At 68.4% G+C, this 16,990-nt stretch carries 13 protein-coding genes; 5 read left to right on the top strand and 8 right to left on the bottom strand.

Translation table 11 applies throughout. The annotated features are described in order from the left end of the window. Positions 1-148: 148 nt before the first annotated feature. Positions 149-3,559, bottom strand: a complete 3,411-nt coding sequence (locus CAURIS_RS02630; protein ID WP_290342687.1) for a pyruvate carboxylase — start codon at positions 3,557-3,559, stop codon at positions 149-151. A 175-nt stretch (positions 3,560-3,734) separates the two neighbouring features. Here CAURIS_RS02630 and CAURIS_RS02625 point away from each other — a divergent pair, with 175 nt between their 5' ends. Beyond that, the gene (locus CAURIS_RS02625; RefSeq protein WP_290342686.1) at positions 3,735-5,078 is read left to right on the top strand and encodes a M20 metallopeptidase family protein; all 1,344 of its coding nucleotides are present in this window, start codon (positions 3,735-3,737) and stop codon (positions 5,076-5,078) included. 360 nt (positions 5,079-5,438) lie between these two features. On the opposite strand, the gene CAURIS_RS02620 is transcribed toward CAURIS_RS02625, so the two are convergent. From CAURIS_RS02620 to prpD, 3 genes are read right to left on the bottom strand one after another with little or no spacing between them, the layout of a single operon-like run. Next, entirely contained in the window at positions 5,439-6,587 is a 1,149-nt protein-coding gene (locus CAURIS_RS02620; protein ID WP_290342684.1) for a bifunctional 2-methylcitrate synthase/citrate synthase, read from the bottom strand. 13 nt (positions 6,588-6,600) lie between these two features. Next, positions 6,601-7,524, bottom strand: a complete 924-nt coding sequence (gene prpB, locus CAURIS_RS02615) for a methylisocitrate lyase (protein WP_290342683.1) — start codon at positions 7,522-7,524, stop codon at positions 6,601-6,603. Beyond that, a complete protein-coding gene (gene prpD, locus CAURIS_RS02610) occupies positions 7,524-9,035 on the bottom strand; it encodes a 2-methylcitrate dehydratase PrpD (protein ID WP_290342682.1) in 1,512 nt (503 codons plus the stop codon). Before prpD ends, prpB begins: the two co-directional genes overlap by 1 nt. Positions 9,036-9,203: 168 nt before the next feature. On the opposite strand from prpD, the gene CAURIS_RS02605 reads away from it, so the two are divergent. Beyond that, positions 9,204-10,493, top strand: coding sequence for a short-chain fatty acyl-CoA regulator family protein (locus CAURIS_RS02605; RefSeq protein WP_290342681.1), 1,290 nt, complete (start codon positions 9,204-9,206; stop codon positions 10,491-10,493). Positions 10,494-10,502: 9 nt separating this feature from the next. Here CAURIS_RS02605 and CAURIS_RS02600 read toward each other — a convergent pair whose 3' ends face one another. From CAURIS_RS02600 to upp, 4 genes are all read right to left on the bottom strand, one after another. Beyond that, on the bottom strand, positions 10,503-11,909 hold the full coding sequence (locus CAURIS_RS02600) for an NAD(P)H-quinone dehydrogenase (RefSeq protein WP_290342680.1): 1,407 nt from the start codon (positions 11,907-11,909) through the stop codon (positions 10,503-10,505). A 79-nt stretch (positions 11,910-11,988) separates the two neighbouring features. Further along, complete coding sequence (locus tag CAURIS_RS02595; protein WP_290342679.1) at positions 11,989-13,194, bottom strand: amidohydrolase; 1,206 nt, start codon at positions 13,192-13,194, stop codon at positions 11,989-11,991. Between the two features lie 43 nt (positions 13,195-13,237). After that, positions 13,238-13,702: a helix-turn-helix domain-containing protein gene (locus tag CAURIS_RS02590; protein ID WP_290342678.1), complete on the bottom strand. Its 465-nt coding sequence runs from the start codon at positions 13,700-13,702 to the stop codon at positions 13,238-13,240. A 63-nt stretch (positions 13,703-13,765) separates the two neighbouring features. Further along, on the bottom strand, positions 13,766-14,401 hold the full coding sequence (gene upp / locus CAURIS_RS02585; RefSeq protein WP_290342677.1) for a uracil phosphoribosyltransferase: 636 nt from the start codon (positions 14,399-14,401) through the stop codon (positions 13,766-13,768). A gap of 70 nt (positions 14,402-14,471) precedes the next feature. On the opposite strand from upp, the gene CAURIS_RS02580 reads away from it, so the two are divergent. The 3 genes from CAURIS_RS02580 to CAURIS_RS02570 are packed head-to-tail and all read left to right on the top strand — an operon-like array spanning position 14,472 to position 16,984. After that, the gene (locus CAURIS_RS02580; protein WP_290342676.1) at positions 14,472-14,780 is read left to right on the top strand and encodes a hypothetical protein; all 309 of its coding nucleotides are present in this window, start codon (positions 14,472-14,474) and stop codon (positions 14,778-14,780) included. Then, positions 14,780-15,715: a C40 family peptidase gene (locus CAURIS_RS02575; RefSeq protein WP_290342675.1), complete on the top strand. Its 936-nt coding sequence runs from the start codon at positions 14,780-14,782 to the stop codon at positions 15,713-15,715. Before CAURIS_RS02580 ends, CAURIS_RS02575 begins: the two co-directional genes overlap by 1 nt. A gap of 30 nt (positions 15,716-15,745) precedes the next feature. Further along, on the top strand, positions 15,746-16,984 hold the full coding sequence (locus CAURIS_RS02570; RefSeq protein ID WP_290342674.1) for a SatS C-terminal domain-containing protein: 1,239 nt from the start codon (positions 15,746-15,748) through the stop codon (positions 16,982-16,984). Positions 16,985-16,990: the final 6 nt, after the last annotated feature.

Genomic DNA, 16,990 nt, shown 5'->3' with positions numbered 1-16,990 from the left:
TCGACCCCAACGAAAACCAAAGCGCAAAACCCCAGGTCACAAAACCCCGAAACGCGCTGCGGTCGACCATGGTCGACCCCAACGCAACACGCAAAACCGGGCCGCACCCCCCGCAGGGACGCGGCCCGGCCAACGAGCAGCGGGAGCGCTAGCTGATCACCACCACGAGGTCCCCGCCCTCGACCTTCGTAGCGTGGGTTAGGGCGACGCGCTCGACGGTGCCGGCCTTCGGTGCGGAGATCGAGGCCTCCATCTTCATCGCCTCGATAGTGGCCACCTGGTCGCCCTCGGCGACCTCGTCGCCAGCGCTGACGGTGATGTTGACCACGCCGGCGAACGGCGCGGCGACGTGGCCCGGGTTGGACGCGTCGGCCTTTTCCACCTCGGCAACGGTGGACTCGGCACTCTCGTCGCGGACAAAGATGGGCCGGACCTGGCCGTTGACGGTGAGGATGACCTGGCGCATGCCCTTTTCGTCCGGGTCACCGATCGCTTCGAGGCGGACCACCAGCGGGGTGCGCTCCTCCTCGACCTCGCCGAAGTAGATGAGGTTCTCTTCGCCCTCGACGAGGCCGTAGAAGAAGGTGCGGTCGGAGAGCTGGTCGGTGATGCCGTAGGTGCGGCGGTGCTCGAGGAACTCCTCGTACTGCTTGGGAAACAGCAGCTTATCCAGGGTGGCGCGGCGCACCTTGTGGTCCTCGCTGGTCAGAGCCTCCTCTTGCTCGGCGGGAACCTCGACGGTGCGGTTGAGCTCGCTGCGGCCGTCGAGGGCCTTGTCGCGCAGCTCGGGCCAGCCGCCGGGTGGGGTGCCTAGCTCGCCCTGGAGGAATCCGATGACGGACTCGGGGATGTCGTACTTGCGGGGGTTCTCGGCGAAGTCCGCCGGGTCCACGCCCGCGCCCACGAGGTGCAGGGCGAGGTCGCCGACGACCTTGGAGGAGGGCGTGACCTTGGTCGGGCGGCCCAGGATCTCGTTGACGGCGGCGTAGTAGTCCTCGATGAGCTCGAAGCGCTCGCCCAGGCCGAGGGCGTTGGCCTGAGTACGCAGGTTCGACAGCTGGCCGCCCGGGATTTCGTGCTTGTACACGCGGCCGGTCGGGCCGGGGATGCCGGATTCGAAGGGGGCGTAGACCTGGCGCACGGCCTCCCAGTAGGGCTCAAGGTCGGAGACGGCCTGCAGCGACAGGCCGGTGTCGCGCTCGGTGTTGGCGAAGGCCGCCACCAGGGCGGACATCGAGGGCTGGGAGGTGGTGCCGGCCAGCGGCGCGGAGGCGACGTCGACGACGTCGGCGCCCGCGCTGGCGGCGGCGAGGTAGGTGGCCAGCTGGCCGCCGGCGGTGTCGTGTGTGTGGACGTGGACGGGCAGGTCGAAGCGCTCGCGAAGCGCGGACACGAGCTTCGCGGCGGCGGCCGGGCGCAGCAGGCCGGCCATGTCCTTGATGGCCAGGACGTGGGCGCCGGTCTCCACGATCTCCTCGGCCAGCTTCAGGTAGTAGTCCAGGGTGTACAGGTCCTCGGCGGGGTCGATGAGGTTACCGGAGTAGGCCATGGCGACCTCGGCGACGGTGGTGCCGGTTTCCAGGACGGCGTCGATGGCCGGGCGCATCTGTGAGACGTCGTTAAGCGCATCGAAGATGCGGAAGATGTCGATGCCGGAGCGGGCCGCCTCGCTGACGAAGGCGCGGGTGACGGAGTCGGGGTACGGGGTGTAGCCCACGGTGTTGCGGCCGCGCAGCAGCATCTGGATGTTGACGTTGGGCATGGCCTCGCGCAGCTCGTCGAGGCGCATCCAGGGCGACTCGTGGAGGAAGCGCATGCCGACGTCGTAGGTTGCCCCGCCCCACGCCTCGACGGACGTCAGCTCCGGGGTGAGGTGGCCGACGTGCTTGGCGGCCGCGACGAGCGTGTTCGTGCGGATGCGCGTGGCCAGGAGCGACTGGTGGGCGTCGCGGAAGGTGGTCTCGGTGACGCCGAGGGCGGTCTGCTCGCGCAGCTTCTGCGCCCACTTTTCGGGGCCGAGCTCGAGAAGCTCGTCGCGGGAGCCGCGCGGGGTGTCGGTGTAATCGAACGCGGGCAGCTTCTTCGACGGGCTGATGCGCGTCGGCTGCGGGCCGTTCGGCTTGTTCACCGTGACGGAGGCGATGTAGTCAAGGATGCGCCCGGCGTCGTCGGGAGCAACCGGCGTTTCCACGAGGCGCGGATGGTCGGCGATGAAGTTCGTGTTGATGCGCTCGTAGCGGAAGTCCGGGTCGGAGAGCAACCCGCGCAGGAATGCGATGTTGGTGGACACACCCGTGACGGTGAACTCGTTGAGGGCGCGCAGCGCGCGGTCGACCGCGACCTGGAAGTCCTTGCCGCGGCAGGTCATCTTGACCAGCAGGGAGTCGAAGTTCGGGGTGATCTCGGTGCCGACGCCGACGGAGCCGTCGAGACGCACTCCGGCGCCGCCCGGAGAGCGGTAGCCGGTGATCAGGCCCGAGTCGGGCCGGAAGCCGTTGGCCGGGTCCTCGGTGGTGATGCGGCACTGCAGCGCCGCGCCCGTCAGCGAGACGGAGTCCTGGCTCAGGCCGAGGTCCGCAAGGGTCGCGCCGGCCGCGATGTACATCTGGGAGCGCACGATGTCGACGCCGGTGACCTCCTCGGTCACGGTGTGCTCGACCTGGACGCGCGGGTTCATCTCGATGAAGACGTGGTTGCCGTTTTCGTCCACGAGGAACTCGACGGTGCCGGCTCCCTCGTAGTTGATTTCGCGGCAGAAGCGCACGGCGTCGGCGCAGATCGTCTCGCGCTGCTCCTCGGTGATGTGCTGCGCGGGCGCGATCTCCACGACCTTCTGGTGGCGGCGCTGCAGCGAGCAGTCGCGCTCGAACAGGTGGATGACGTTGCCCTGCCCATCCGCGAGGATCTGCACCTCGATGTGCTGCGGGTTAATCACGGCGCGCTCGATGTACACATGGGCATCGCCGAAGGCAGCCTCCGCCTCGCGCGAGGCTTCAGCCGCAAGCTTTTCGACGTCCTCAGGGCGTTCCACGAAACGCATCCCGCGCCCACCACCACCGGCGACCGCCTTGACGAAGACCGGGAACTCGAACTCCTCCGCGAACTTCGCCAGCTCCTGCGGGTCGGTCGAGGGGGCCGAGTCCTTCAGCGTGGGCAGCCCGGCGCGCTCCGCCGCGTTGACGGCCGCGGCCTTGTCGCCGGTCAGGTCGAGGGTTTCGGGCGAGGGGCCGATGAACCTGATGCCGTTATCGGCGCAGGCGCGGGCGAGCTCGGCGCGCTCGGAGAGGAAACCGTAGCCGGGGTAAATGGCGTCGGCCTCGGACTTCTTGGCGGCCTCGATGATCTCGTCGATGTCTAGGTACGCGCGGACCGGCTGGCCCTCCTGACCGATCTGAACAGCCTCGTCGGCAAAGGAGCGGTGGAAGGAGTTACGGTCCTCCCGCGGGTAGACGGCGACGGTCTTCGCGCCGGTCTCAAATGCGGCGCGGAACGCGCGGACGGCGATTTCGCCGCGGTTAGCCACGAGGACTTTGTTGAAGTGTGGGAGCGATTGAGTCACTGGGAACTATTCCTTTACACGTACGAGCGGGGTTAACGCTTCGATTCTACGGTGCCGTCGCTTTCTGCGGCGCCGGATCGAGCGCCAATTCACATCCCGAAACAAAAAACAGCGCGTAACGTGGGAGATACCGCTGCGGGCGGGCGAGAATGTTAAAGACGGACAAGGAGAAACCATGAGCGACAACCAGCTCAGCGAGCTCTACACCAAGATCGACGAGGCGGCAGCCGCGATCGCCGACGACGTCATCGAGTGGCGCCACCACCTCCACCAGAACCCGGAGCTGTCCAACCGCGAGGAAGAGACTGAGCGCTACATCCTCGACTGGCTTGCCGAGTTCGGCATTGACGAGGTGACCAGCGGCATCGCCGGCCACGGCGTCGTCGCGCGCATCAAAGGCGGCGCGGAGGGCGAGGCCCGCACCATTCTGCTGCGCGCCGACACCGACGCTTTGCCCGTGAAGGAAAACTCCGGCGAGGACTTCGCCTCCGAAAAGGTGGACAAGGACTACCCGGGCGGGCCCTTCCCCGTCGCCCACGCCTGCGGCCACGACACCCACATCTCGATGCTGCTGGGCGCCGCTAAGGTCCTGCAGGATCTCCGCGACGACATCAACGGCGACATCCTCTTGGTGTTCCAGCCCGCCGAGGAGGGCCCGCCCGCCGGCGAGGCTGGTGGCGCGGATCTCATGGTCAAGGAGATGGAGGAGCAGGGGTTCTTCGACCCGGCCCCGACGATGGCCTTCGGCATTCACATCGTCCCCGCCCCCGTCGGCGCGATCGCCTACGCCCGCGGCATCCAGAACGCCGCCTCCGAGACCGTGAAGATCACCATCGTCGGCGAGCAGGTCCACGGCTCGACCCCGTGGCAGGGCGTCGACCCCATGCCGGCCGTCGGCGACGTGCTCTCCAACATCGGGCAGATCTACCGCCAGGTGGACACCAAGGAGCGCTTCTCCATCTCCCTCGGCCACATCGTTGACCAGGGCCGCTTCAACATCATCGGCAACCAGGTCGAGATCTGGGGCACCGTGCGTTCCCTGACCACGGACGTCATGGACGACATCAACCAGCGCATCGAGCGCTACGTGACCAACCTCGCCGCCGCCCACGGCTGCGAGGGAACAGTGGAGTTCTTCGACGACATCCCCCCGGTGGTCAACGCCCCCGAGTGGATCGACGCCATCCTGCCCACCTACGAACGCGTCGCCGACGGCAAGCCCATCATGGAGATCCCGCCGAGCATGGGCTACGACGACGTCTCCGAGTTCATTGCCCGCTTCGGCGGCGTCTACGCCCTGCTCGGCGGCCAGAACTTCGCCTTCACCGCCGAAGGCGGCATTGAAAACACCGAGGGCGACACCCGCGGCATGGTCCCTAACCACAGCCCGCGGTTCTACGTCAACGACGACGCCCTCGCCTACGGCGTGCGCCTCCACGCCCAGGTGGCCGTCGACCACCTGATGGGCGAGCTCAACGCCGACGCTCGAGGCACCGAAGCAGAGGCTGCCGACGCGTAGACGTCCTAGTTTTCGCTGCGGTCGACCAGGGCGCATTTTGGGGCGCGCAAAGTCGGGGTTTACGCGCCACGGTCATCGCCACGGTCGACCACAACGCAAAGTCGGGGTATGCGACCTGGGCTTTTACGCCCGGATTTTCGCTGCGGTCGACCAGGACCGAAGCAAAGTCGGGGTTTACACGCCACATTCATCACTGGGGTCGACCACGGTCGACCACAACGCAAAGTCGGGGTATGCGACCTGGTCTTTTACGCCCGGGTTTTCGCTGCGGTCGACCAGGGCGCGTCCCAGGGCCACGCAAAGCCGGGATTGACGCGCCAGCGGTCGACCGCAGCGGCCCCGGCGCGAGTCACCTAGCCCCTAAGCGCCCGGGACGTGGCGCTCGTCGGGGCCGTTGTAGGCGGCCAGCGGGCGGATGATGGTCGGGTTGTTGTACTGCTCGATGATGTGCGCGGTCCAGCCGGTGATGCGCGCCATGACGAACAGCGGGGTAAAGAACTCGATGTCGAAACCCAGGATGTAGTACGCCGGGCCGGCCGGGAAGTCCAGGTTCGGCATGATGTTGATCGAGGTGTTGTCGTACATCGTCTTGGCCATGATGTCGTACATCTCGACCCACTTGGCGGCGTCGCGGTCGGTGTGCTCGGAGGCGAGCTTTTTGAAGCAGGCCTCCATGGTGGGCACGCGCGAGTCGCCCTTCTTGTACACGCGGTGGCCGAAGCCCATGACAAGCTCCTTGTTCTTGAGCTTGTTCAGGGTCCACTCCTCGGTCTTGGCCGGGTCGCCGATCTCCACGAAGTTGTGCATGACAAACTCGTTAGCGCCGCCGTGGAGCGGGCCCTTCAGGGCGCCGATGGCGCCGGTGACGGCGGACCAGGTGTCCGAGTTGGTGGAGGTGATCACGCGGGCCGCGAAGGTGGAGGCGTTGAAGGAGTGCTCGGCGTAGAGGATCATGGACTTTTCGAAGGCCTCGACGTCGGAGGGGATGGAAGCCGGGGAGTCCTCGCCGTCGCCGAAGACCATCCAGAGGAAGTTCTCGGCGTAGCCGCGCTCGGGGTCCGGTTCGATGTAGCCCTCGCCCCGGCGGCGGCGGATGTCCAGGGCGACGATCGTCGGCAGCTTGGTCAAAAGCGTCAGCGCGATCTCCCGGATGTGATCGGCGTTGGGGGTGAACTTGTGCTCGTCGCGGGCGCCGAGAAATGACACGGCGGTACGCAGGACGTCCATCGGGTGGCAATCCTGGGGCATCGACATGATTACGTCGATAAGCGCCTGGTCGAGACCGCGGCGGGCGCGGGCCTTGGCGTAGAACTCCTGCAGCTCCTCCTCGCTCGGGAGCTCACCGTTCCACAGCAGGAGGGCCACCTCTTCGAAGGAAACGTGCTCGGCGAGCTCCTGCACCGGGTAGCCGCGGTAGAGCAGCGAGTTGGTTTCGGGGTTGACCTTGGACACGGCCGTGTAGTCGGCGACGACGCCGTAGAGGCCCTTGCGCACTTCTTGCTCAGTCATGGGGGTTTCCTTTCTATTTCACGAACTTTTGGCTGTAGCTGTCCACCGAGTAGGTGAACACGGCCTCGTCGAACTGGTTGTACTCGTCGTAGCGGACGAGTTCGTAGAGCCGGGAGCGGTGCTGCATCTTGTCCAGCCACGGCTCCTGCGTGCCCGTCTGCGCGATGTCGCGCAGCATCTTTTCCGTCTGCCCCATGGCGAGGCGGAAGGTGGTCACTGGCCAGATGACGGCGTTGTAGCCGAGCTCCTGCAGCCTGGATGCGGGCAGGAGGTCGGTCTTGCCGAACTCGGTCATGTTGGCCAGCAGCGGCACGTCGACGGCGGCGCGGAAACGCTCGAAGTCCGCCTCCGAGTAGAGGGCCTCGGTGAAGATGAGGTCCGCGCCGGCGTCGGCGTAGGCCTTGGCGCGCTCGATGGCCTCGTCGATGCCCTCGATGCCGGCGGCGTCGGTGCGCGCGCAGATGACGAAGGCGTCGTCGCTGCGCTCGCGCACCGCCGCAGTGATGCGGCGCAGCATGAGGTCGCGCGGAACGACCTCCTTGCCGTCGAGGTGGCCGCAGCGCTTCGGGTTGACCTGGTCCTCGAGGTGGAGCGCTGCAACCCCGGCCGCCTCGAACTCGGCCACGGTGCGCGCCGCGCTCATGGGTTCGCCGAAGCCGGTGTCGGCGTCGACGAGCACGGGCAGGTTGGTCACGCGGGCGATCTGGCGGGAGCGGTGGGCGACCTCGGTCAGGGTGGTCAGCCCGATGTCGGGTAAGCCGAGGTCGTTGGCCACCACCGCGCCGGAGACGTAGACGCCGCCGAAGCCGCCGATGTCCTCGATGAGGCGCGCCACGAGCGGGGAAAACGCCCCAGGCAGCGTCGTGATCTGCGGCGCGGCGAGCGATTCGCGCAGCGCCAGCCGCCGCTCGTGCGGCGTTTTTTCCGGGGTGAACATCAGAAGATGCCCCCGGGGATCTGCGGTGCCTTCGCCGCGGCGGACTCGGTGACCGTGATGTTGAGCTCGCGCAGGTCGGTGAGGTTTTCCAGGTCCTGCACGGCAGCGAGGAAGCGGTCCTGCTCCTCGGGGGCGACGATGCCCTCGGCGAGGGTGCGGAACTTGGCAATGTAGTTCTCGCGCTCGAACGGGCGGGCCCCGAGCGGGTGCGCGTCGGCAACGGCGAGCTCGTCCTCAATGACGGTGCCGTCGGAGAAGGTGATCACCGCCTTCGCGCCGAAGGCCTTTTCTTCGGGGTCGGTGGAGTGGTAGCGACGGGTCCACGCCGGGTCCTCCACCGTCGAGATCTTGTGCCACAGCTCCACCGTGTCGGCGCGACCGGCGCGCTCCGGGGTGTAGGAGTCCACGTGGTGCCACGTGCCGTCCTGGAGCGCGACGGCGAACATGTACATGATGGAGTGGTCGAGGGTCTCGCGCGAGGCCGTCGGGTCCATCTTCTGCGGGTCGTTGGCGCCGGTGCCGATGACGTAGTGGGTGTGGTGCGAGGTGTGCAGGACGATGGACTCGATGTCCGCGGTGTCGAGGCCGGCCTCGGCGATGGTCTGCTTCATCCGGCGCGCGAGGTCGATCGGCGCCTGCGCCTGGTACTCAGCGGAGTGCTCCTTGGTGTAGGTGTCCAAAATGGCGCGCTTGGCCTCGCCCTCGGCGGGCAGGGGCACGACGTAGGTGCGCTCCGGGGAGTGCAGCAGCCAGGCGATCACGCCGTCCTCGCCCTCCCAGATCGGAGCCGGGGCGCCCTCTCCGCGCATGGCGCGGTCGACCGCCTCGACGGCCATCTTGCCGGCGAAGGCCGGGGCGGAAGCCTTCCAGGAGGAGATCAAGCCCTTCCGGGACTGGCGGGTGGCTGTGGTGGTGTGCAGCGCCTGGCCAACGGCCTGGTAGATCGTGTCCACGTCGAGGCCCAGCATGGTGCCCAGGCCCGCCGCAACGGAGGGGCCGAGGTGGGCGACGTGGTCGATCTTGAACTCGTGGAGGGAGATTCCCTTGACCAGGTTGACCTGGATCTCGTAGCCGGTGGCGATGCCCCGGATGAGCGCCTTTCCGTCGAGGCCCTTGTGCTGGGCAACGGCGATGATCGGCGGGATGTTGTCGCCGGGGTGGGAGTACTCGGCGGCGAGGAAGGTGTCGTGGAAGTCCAGCTCTCGCACGGCGGTGCCGTTGGCGAAGGCGACCCACTCAGCAGAGTAGTTCCCGTCGACGCCGAAAACCTGGGCGCCGCCTTTGCTGACGGGGTGCGCCTGCGCCATGACGCGGGCGGTGGTGACGGGGCGGCGGGCGAAGGAAGCTACGGCGACGGAGGCGTTGTCGATGATCCTGTTGATGATCATCTCCTTCGTCTCCTCCGGGACCTCGACCGGGTCGGCCGCGACCTTGGCCACCTTGTAGGCCAGGTGCTCCTCGATGGGAAAGTCTTCGGCGGAGCGGCGGGTGCGTACTTCGTGGTTGATCATGTGCAGGTCAGTCTCCTCACTCGAGAGTTCTATGCTGCACCTCATAGTAGGGAGGCCACTGTGTCGCGTGCCATGTTTTAAAAGAGTGAAAATATGCAGCAGCAAAGCGCTATTTTTGTAAAACTTGTAAAAGCACAGTTCAACGACAACGACGGGAGGCGGCCAGCGGTGGCGAAGCACTACGCGGGGGGCAGAATCCGGACGCTGCGCCAGCAGCGCGGCTTGACGCAGGTGGACATGGCCCGGCGCGTCGGTATCTCCACCAGCTACCTCAACCAGCTCGAAAACGACCACCGCCCGCTCACGGTCTCCGTGCTTGTGCAGCTCTCACGCGCCTTCAACCTCGAGCCAACCTTCTTCTCCGGCGACGACGAGCGCCGCGCGGTCACCGAGCTCGCGGGCCTGCTGCCCGGCGTGCCCACGGAAACCCTCAGCGACCTCGCCACCCGCTACCCCGGCGTCGCCGACGCGATCCTCGCGCTGCCCGAGTCCTTCGGCGCCGCCGCGCTCAACCCCTACGTGGTGGTGCGCACCTTCTTCCAGGACAACCGAAACTACTTCCACGACCTAGACATCCGCGCCGAGCAACTCGCGGGCGGGGCGCGGGGGCGCCAGCTGCGCCTGACCCACCTCGCGGCCACCTTCGACGGCGACATCGGCTACACCGTGCGCTTCAACCAGCCCGCCGAGGGCCCGCGCTCCCTCCTCGACCCCGCCAACCGGGAGGTGCGCCTGCGCGCGGGGCTCACCGAGGCACAGCAGTGCTTCGAGCTCGCCTACCACTTCGCCTCACTCACCTTGAGCACGCTTATCGACGCCCACCTGGACGCCCACCCCGGCACCAGCGAGCCCGGCCCCGCCCGCCGCATCGCCCGGCACGGGCTATGCCAGTACTTCGCCGCCGCCGTGACCATGCCCTACGGGGAAATCCTGGATGCAGCCGAGTCCACGCGCTACGACATCGAGGTCATCTCGGCGCGCTTCGGCACCAGCTTCGAATCCACCTGTCAGCGCTTGGGCACGCTGCAGCGCCCCGGCGCGCGCGCCGTGCCCTTCTTCTTCATCCGCACGGACCGGGCCGGTAACATCTCGAAGCGCCAGTCCACTACGTCGTTCCCCTTCGCCGTTTCCGGCGGCACGTGCCCGCTGTGGGTGGTGCACCGCGCGTTCGACACTCCGAACCGCGTGACGCGGCAGGTTTCCGTCATGCCGGACGGCAGCGCGTACTTGTGGGTGGCGCGGATGGTGCAGGGCCCGACGGCCGGTTTCGGCGTGCCGCGCCAGGAAAACGCCGTCGCCCTTGGCTGCGAGCTCACCCACGCGGGCCGCCTCGTCTACGCCGACGGCCTCGACCTCACGCCGTCCTCCGCCGCACCTATCGGGCCGGGCTGCGCCACCTGTCCGCGCACCGGCTGCCCGCAGCGGGCTTTCCCCGCGTTCCGGGCGGGCACGGCGTAGCGCCGGGGGCTAGTCCAGGTCGGTGCTGGTCACCAGGCGGCGCGCCGCCTCGGTGATGGAGCCGGAGAGCGAGGGGTAGACCGCCATCGACTCGGCGAGCTGGGAGACGGTGAGGTTGTTCGTCACGGCGATGGTGATAGACAAGATGAGCTCCGAGGCGGTCGGCGCGACGATGACGCCGCCGAGGACCTGGCCGGAGCCCTTGCGGGCGAAGATCTTGACAAAGCCGTGCTGCAGGGAGCGCATCTTGGCGCGCGGGTTGGTGGACAGGTCGAGCTTGATCACGTCGGCATCGACCTCGCCGCTGGTGATCTGCTTTTCGCTCACCCCCACCGCCGCGATCTCCGGGCGGGTGAACACGGCGTTGCCCACCGTCTTCAGGCGCAGCGGCTCCACGCCCTCGCCGAGGGAGTGGTGCATGGCAATGCGCCCCTGCATGGCCGCGACGGAGGCCAACGGCATGAGGTCCGAACAGTCGCCGGCGGCGTAGATGCCGGGCACGTTGGTGCGCGAGACGCGGTCGACGTGGATGTGGCCCGAGGGCGTGGTGGCCACGCCGGCGCCCTCGAGGTTGAGGTCCGCGGTGTTCGGGATGGAACCGATGGACATGAGCGCGTGGCTGCCCGTGATCTCGCGGCCGTCCTTGGTGCGCACGATGACGCCGTCGCCGGTGTTGACCACCGAGTCGGCGTAGGCGTCCTTGACCAGCGAGACCCCGCGCCCGGCGAGGACCTCCTCGAGCACATCGGCGGCGTCGGCGTCGTCGTGGGGCAGGATACGGCTGCCGGAGGAGACCATGGTGACCTTGATACCCAGCTCGGCGAAGGCCGAGACCATCTCCGCGCCCGTCACGCCGGAGCCAACGACAATGAGGTGTTCGGGCTGCTCAATCAGGTCGTAGACCTGCCGCCAGTTGAGGATGCGCTGCCCGTCCGGCTCGGCCCCCTTGATCACGCGGGGGTTCGCGCCGGTGCAGACGAGAACGACGTCCGCGTCGAGGCGCTCGAACTCGCCGCTGGGGTACGTCACCTTGACGCTGTGGGTGGTGTGGCCGGTCTGCGCGGTGGAAAAGGCTCCGTGGCCCTTGACAATCTTCACACCCGCGCGCTCCAGCTGGAGGCGGATGTCGCGCGACTGCTCGGAGGCGAGCGCCACGACGCGGTTATTCAGGGCGGTAAAGAGCAGCTTGGCCGTGCCGATGCCGTGGTTGAGGCCCATATCCGCGGCGCGGCGCAGGTCCGTCTTGATGTTTGCTCCCGCGATGAAGCCCTTGGAGGGCACCACGTCCAAGTTGATGCCGGAGCCGCCGATGGCGCGATCTTCCACCAGGGTGATGTCGGCCCCGTACGTCGAACCAACCAGCGCTGCCTCGTAGCCGGCCGGGCCACCACCGATGATGACGATCTTCTTTGACACCTAAGCTCTTCTCCTTCGCGGGGCGTAGACTTTCCTCTTCGGCACATTTTCGGCGCAGCGCAAGCCGCCCCGGCCAAAATCAGGGGCCAGTGTACAGCCCCTCCCCCTGGCCTGCGACCGCAGCAAAGTACTTGTCTACCAGCGACGCGAAAAGCCTCACGCCAACGGGTATGCAGCGCTCGTCGACGTTGAGGTCACCGCGGTGCAGGTCCTGCTTCGCGCCCTTGCCCGACCACGCGCCGAGCCGGACCATGGCGCCCGGGACGTGCTCGAGGTACCAAGAGAAGTCCTCGCCGCCGGACGACTGCTGCGCGGAGACCACGGCGTGCGGGTCGATCGCGCGCCCGGCGTCGACGACCAGGGCGGTAGCCAGGTCGTCGTTAAGCACTGGCGGCACCCCGCGGACGTAGTCGAGCGTGAAGGAGCAGCCCGTCGGCGAGACCACCTGCTCGACGAGCTCTCCGAGCAGGTCCTCGAGCGTGCGCCACGTCGTGATGTCCGTGGTGCGCACGGTGCCGCGCACGAGGCCGCGCTCGGGGATCGCGTTTGCGGCGAGGCCCGCCTCGACGTTGCCGAAAACCAGCACGGTGCCGGTGCGCGGGTCCACCCGGCGCGACAGGAGGGCCGGCAGCTGGGTAATAAGCGCCCCGAGCGCGTAGACCACGTCGGCGGTCAGGTGCGGCCGCGAGGTGTGCCCGCCGGGGCCTGTGATCTCGATGCTTAACGTATCCGCCGCGGACGTGATGGCCCCGGCGCGCACCCCGATCTGGCCGACGCGCAGGCCGGGCTCGACGTGCAGCGCGTAGATCGCGGCGACGTTGTTGAGCCCGCCCCACTCGATGACGTCGACGGCACCGCTGCCCATCACCTCCTCCGCCGGCTGGAAAATCACGCGCACGCCGTAGGGCAGTTCCAGCTCCACCTCCGCCAGGGCACAGGCCAGCGCGAGCATGATCGTGGTGTGCACGTCGTGGCCGCAGGAGTGCGACACCCCCGGGGTGCCCGAGGCGTACTCGAGGCCGGTGAACTCCGAAACGCCGAGGGCGTCAATGTCGCCGCGAAACGCCAGGCGCTCCCCGTCGGCGGGGCCCAGGTCGACGTAGAGGCCGGTTCCGGGAAAGGGGACGGGGCTCAAGCCGTGCTCGGCGAGAACGTCGGAGATGAACTGGGTGGTCGCGACCTCCTGGTTCGACAACTCCGGGTGGGCGTGGAGGTGCCTGCGCCAGCCGATGACTGTATCGTGATGTGTTTCCAGCCAGGCGTTGACGGCGGCGGCGATGCGCACGGGGGTCCTCCTTCATTTGGGCTAACGTGTGCCTCCCGGCAGTTTAGCAACCAGCGTGGATGGCCCCGGCTCCCCCTTCGCGCTCGCAGCCCGAGTCGAGCATGAGCGCGAAGGGTGGCCGCTCCTGCGCCGGGCCGGTGAGCAGGTAGGCGCTGTCGAAGCGCGCGGTGTCCTCGGGCAGCAGCGGCCACTCGACGCGCAGCGGGGACAGCGACAGCGGCCGGTCCGCGCAGCGCGTGCCCACCGCGTCGCCCACGCCGGGCAGCAGCGCCGCGGGCGGCACGTGCAGGGCGTGGGCAATGCGGTAGAGCGTAGACAGGGTGGGATCCGCGCTGCGGGCGCAGTTGTAGTGGTTGCGCTCCAGGTTGGAGATGAGACTGCGCGACAGGCCGGACAGCTCCGCGAGGCGGCGCTGCGTCAGCCCCCGCATCACGCGCAGTGTGCGCAGCCGCACGGCAAGCACGTAGCCGTAGCTTGCCCAGTACGATTTCGGCAGTACATCAGCCATTTCCCACCACAGCCCCCCGCTGTCGTCCCCATTGGTGGCACTAGTGTACTACAGGTCGGAGTACTACAGGTCGATGTTGCGCGGCCCGTACAAACGGTCCCCGGCGTCGCCGAGGCCCGGCACGATGTAGGCGTCCTCGTTGAGTTCGGGGTCAACCGCCGCCGTGACCAGCCGAAGCGGCCCGCCGAGGGCTTCAAGCTTAGCGACGCCCGGCCGGGCCGAGACCATACAAATGCACGTAATGTCGTCTGCCCCGCGCTCGCGGAGCAGCCGGATGGAGTGGACGAGGGAGCCACCAGTAGCCAGCATCGGATCCACCAAGAACACGGGCTGGCCGGACAGGTCCTGCGGGAGCGCCTCGAGGTACGGGACGGGCTCGTGGGTGACCTCGTCGCGGGCGAGGCCGATGAACCCCACCTGGGCGTCGGGGATCATCGACAGGGCGGGGTCGATCATGCCGAGGCCGGCGCGGATGACGGGCACGATGATCGGCGGCTGCGCCAGGCGCTGGCCCTCAGCGGTGGCCACGGGGGTGATGCACTCGAAGCTTTCCACCTCGAGGCCGCGCGACGCTTCGTAGATGAGCATTGCTCCAAGGTCGGCCAGCGCCGCCCGAAAGGTGGTGTTGTCGCTGCGCGCGTCGCGCATGATGGACAGCCGCGCGGCGGCGAGCGGGTGGTTGATGACGGTGATCTCCATGCCCCTCATGCTAATGCCGGGTTCACGCGGCGAGGGAACCGTTTGCCCCGGCGCGCAGTCTAATAAAGGCATGAGGCCCGCACATTCAGCTCCGCTCGCCGTCTTCCATCTCGACCCACCCGCCGTCGCCGCGCTCACCGACGCGCTGCGCCGCGACGCCGTCGGCCTGGTTCCTCTTCGCCTGGCCCCGCCGCCTGCCGTTGGTCCGCTCCGCCCCTTCGCCCAGGCCTGCGCCGCGGCGGTGGCAAGCGTCAACGAGCGCACCGCCGCGCTGCGCGGCGAGGCGGAACGGCTCGCCTCCGCGGTGGACACCGCGACGGCGGCTGCGGTGGCCGTGGACACCTCGCTCGGGCGTTCCCTGGGGGTGCTGCGCCCGTGATGACCCCAGCGCAGATCGCCGCGGCCATCATCGCCCGCGCGCCCGCCCCTCTCCCCGTCCCCGTCGCGGTGCCCTCGCCGCTTCTCGACGCCACCCGGGAGCTCGCTCCCCTTTTCGGCGCGGACCCCTCCCGAGTCCTCGGCGCCGCGGCCTCGCTCGCCGCCGACCGGGAGACCATCACCCGCAGCTGCGCGGCCGCCGCACTGCTGGCCGCCGAAGCCGGCGCGGACCTCGTTGCCCTGGCCACCCGCTACCAGCAGCGCGCAGCCCCTCTCGTCGCGCTGGCCCTCACCCCGCCGAGCGCGCCCGGCGCGGCCGCCGGCCTTGTCGCTCTCACGGCGGAAACGCTCGCGCTTGCCCACGCGCGCCTGGCACGCCTCGAGCGCGAGCTTGCCCCTGTGGCCGAAAAACTGGAGGCGGTGGCCCAACGCGCGGCCACCCAGCCCGACATCGCCGCGGGGCCGGCAGCCCACGAAGCGACACACACCCTGCGCACAATCGCGGCCTCCGCGGAAGAGGAGAGACCGGCCCCGGCCGCCGAGCCCGCCCCCGTTGCCACCCCGGTTACCGCCCCCTCCGACGGGGAGGGACCGGCCGCGGGCCGCGCTGCGGTAGCGGCCGCGAAATCGCAGCTGGGCACGCCGTACGTGTGGGGCGGAACCGGGCCCGGGGGCTTCGACTGCTCCGGCCTGACCTCGTGGGCGTACCGCCAGGCGGGCGTCGAGCTGCCCCGGATGGCGCACGAGCAGGCAATCGGCAGGCAGGTGACCTACCAGGAGCTGCAGCCCGGAGACCTCGCCGTCTGGGATGGGCACGTGGCGATGTACGCCGGCGACGGCATGTACATCGAAGCGGGAGACCCGGTGCAGCTGAACCCGGTGCGCACCGAAAACATCGGAATGCCCTTCCGCGGGTTCTGGCGGCCTACCGGCTAAGCGGGGAGGCGTTCAGTAGAGTTACCTGGCATGAGCACCCGCGCAATTCTCCCCGTCAAGATCTCCCTGACCGAGGGCGATGTCTACACGCTTTGGGCCCCGGCATGGAAGGAACACGGCTCCGAGTGGCAGGCGTTCCTCGGCGACGGCGATACCGTCCTCGCGTTCTCTTCCCCGGCAGAGCTTTTGGCCTACCTGGAGGCCACCCCGCGCCACGACCTGAGCGACCACCCTGCCTGGGAGTCCTTCCAGGCCTCCGGCGACGACCGGGTGGTCCCCTCCGAGGAGCAGTACTACGACATCATTGGCGCGCCGGAGTTCCTCGCGCAGCGCCCCTCCTACGCCAACGTCGCCGCGCTCAGCCGCGTTTTCCAGATCGCGCGCTCGCTCGCCGACGTCACCGGGGCCGAGCAGGCCCAGATCTTCTTCGCCTCGCACTCCATCCTCAACAACGTCAGCCGCGGCTCCGAGCACTACGCGGGTTCCAACGGCGCCAGCGAGTGGTCCGGCGTGGGCCGCGTTGTGCTGACCAACTGGGAAAACGTCGTCCACTCCCTCGACGAGGCCGTCCGCCTGGCCGAGGAAGGCCAGTTGGGCGAAGCCGCCGTGAGCGAGGCCGCGGCGCGCATCGAAAGCGCGCAGGAGCAGCGCGAGGCGGACCGCCGCGCCGCGGAAGAAGAGAAAAAGGCGGCCGCGGAGGCAGCCGACCCCTACGACACCTCCATCTGGTCCCAGGCCGGCATTGACCCGGTGCGTATCAGTGTGCAGGGCAAGAGCGTCTACACGCTGCGCACCTACATGGACGGCGCGCCTGTGTTCCTGGGCAAGTACGGGGAGATCTTCACGTTCCCCAGCGCGAAGCACCTCACGCGCTGGATCGTCGAGAACGACGACCACGACCTCGCCCGCGCTTCGACGTGGTCCGAGCTGACCACCGCCGCGAACTCCGGCGAGCTGGACGTGGTGGTGCACCCCGACAACGCCTACGCCTTCACCGGCATCGCCGAGGACATCGCCAAGGGCCCCGACGCCGTGGACACCGCCCAGATGGGCAAGGCCTACGAGCTGATCGCGGACGCGGCGGACTGGGCAAAGGACGACTCGCTGAACGCCTTCTTGCTGTCCAACCCGCGGATGCAGGACTATTTGGCCTACATGCTCGGCTCCACCCAGACCGCCGGCTACGTCCCCTCCGCGCCCTTCGACGATAAGGTCGAGGCCTGGCGCGAGATGGAGAACCAGCTGGTCAAGCGCTTCTCCAAGTTCTAGCCCGTC

This window comes from Corynebacterium auris (genome assembly GCF_030408575.1).
Lineage (GTDB): Bacteria > Actinomycetota > Actinomycetes > Mycobacteriales > Mycobacteriaceae > Corynebacterium > Corynebacterium auris.
This window is presented reverse-complemented; position numbering and strand designations above follow the sequence as displayed.

Coding starts and splice junctions, on each gene's coding strand:
- CAURIS_RS02625 (WP_290342686.1), top strand. CDS start 3,735: ATGAGCGACAACCAGCTCAGCGAGCTCTACACCAAGATCGACGAGGCG.
- CAURIS_RS02620 (WP_290342684.1), bottom strand. CDS start 6,587: ATGACTGAGCAAGAAGTGCGCAAGGGCCTCTACGGCGTCGTCGCCGAC.
- prpB (WP_290342683.1), bottom strand. CDS start 7,524: ATGTTCACCCCGGAAAAAACGCCGCACGAGCGGCGGCTGGCGCTGCGC.
- prpD (WP_290342682.1), bottom strand. CDS start 9,035: ATGATCAACCACGAAGTACGCACCCGCCGCTCCGCCGAAGACTTTCCC.
- CAURIS_RS02590 (WP_290342678.1), bottom strand. CDS start 13,702: ATGGCTGATGTACTGCCGAAATCGTACTGGGCAAGCTACGGCTACGTG.
- upp (WP_290342677.1), bottom strand. CDS start 14,401: ATGGAGATCACCGTCATCAACCACCCGCTCGCCGCCGCGCGGCTGTCC.
- CAURIS_RS02580 (WP_290342676.1), top strand. CDS start 14,472: ATGAGGCCCGCACATTCAGCTCCGCTCGCCGTCTTCCATCTCGACCCA.
- CAURIS_RS02575 (WP_290342675.1), top strand. CDS start 14,780: ATGACCCCAGCGCAGATCGCCGCGGCCATCATCGCCCGCGCGCCCGCC.
- CAURIS_RS02570 (WP_290342674.1), top strand. CDS start 15,746: ATGAGCACCCGCGCAATTCTCCCCGTCAAGATCTCCCTGACCGAGGGC.